The organism is Acidovorax sp. KPB24-03, assembly GCF_057546605.1.
The window spans coordinates 1-1,002 of record NZ_BAAJYR010000751.1 but is presented as its reverse complement, the minus strand read 5'-3'; the positions used below and the strand labels follow the sequence as shown (position 1 = coordinate 1,002).

At 72.5% G+C, this 1,002-nt stretch carries 1 protein-coding gene and 1 pseudogene; both read right to left on the bottom strand.

The window, feature by feature from the left end; genetic code table 11:
- A pseudogene (locus AC27KI_RS25725) lies at positions 1–209 on the bottom strand (hypothetical protein); the annotation flags it as partial.
- A gap of 4 nt (positions 210–213) precedes the next feature.
- Positions 214–1,002, bottom strand: a 789-nt coding sequence (locus AC27KI_RS25720; RefSeq protein ID WP_487116654.1) for a tripartite tricarboxylate transporter substrate-binding protein, incomplete at its 5' end; no start/stop codon positions are given.

Here is a 1,002-nt window from a genome sequence, read left to right as displayed (position 1 = left end):
CCGTACACGCTGGGCTGCACCAGCACCAGATGCCGCACCCCATGGGCGGCAGCCAGGCCCTCGATGCGCTCCAGCGGATGGTGCGCGGGGCGGTAGTGGCCGGGCTGGGTCGGCGCATCGGCGTCGAACACATGGACGTGCGCGTCCCAGCAGGCACCGGCTCCGTCCCAGGCATCAGGGTGGGGGGCGCGGTCGGCGTCCTTCGGCATCGGTTCAGCCGACCGAGATGTTGCGGTCGCGCACCACCTGGGCCCACTGGCCCTGCTGGGCCCGGATGAAGGCCCCGGCCGAGGCCTGCGATGCATCGGCGAACACGTCGCCGCCCAGCGCGCGGATGCGCGCCAGCACCTCGGCATCGCCCAGCGCCTTGCGGATGCCATCGACCAGCCGCATGCGCGTGGCGGCGGGCAAGCCGACGGGGGCGAGCACCGGGTTCCATTCCAGCACCTCGTACTTGCGCACGCCCGCTTCGGTCATGGTGGGCACCTCCGGCAGCGAACGGGCCCGCAGCGCGGCCGTCACGGCCAGCGCGCGCAGCTTGCCGGAGCGGATGTGGCCCAGCGCCGAGGCCACGTTGGCGAAAAAGAGCGGCACCTGTCCCGCCATGACATCGTTCATCGCGGGGCCGCCGCCCCGGTAGGGAATGTGCGACAGCCGCACCCCAGCGCGCTCCTCGAACAGCGCTCCCGCCAGGTGCTGCGCCGAGCCGTTGCCGGACGACGCATAGGCCACTTCGCCCGGCTTGGCGCGGGCCAGCGCGATCACGTCCTGCACGCTGCGCGCCTGGAACCCCGCGGAGCACACCAGCACGTTGGGAAAGGTGGCCAGCACGGCCAGCGGCGTGAAGGCCTTGTCGGTGTCGTAGGCCATCTTGGGATAGAGCGCGGGGTTGACCGCGAAGGACGAGGCGTCCAGCAGCAGCGTGCTGCCGTCCGGCGTGGCACGCGCCACGTAGGCGCCGGCGATCTGGCCGCTGGCGCCGGGCTTGTTGTCCACCACCAC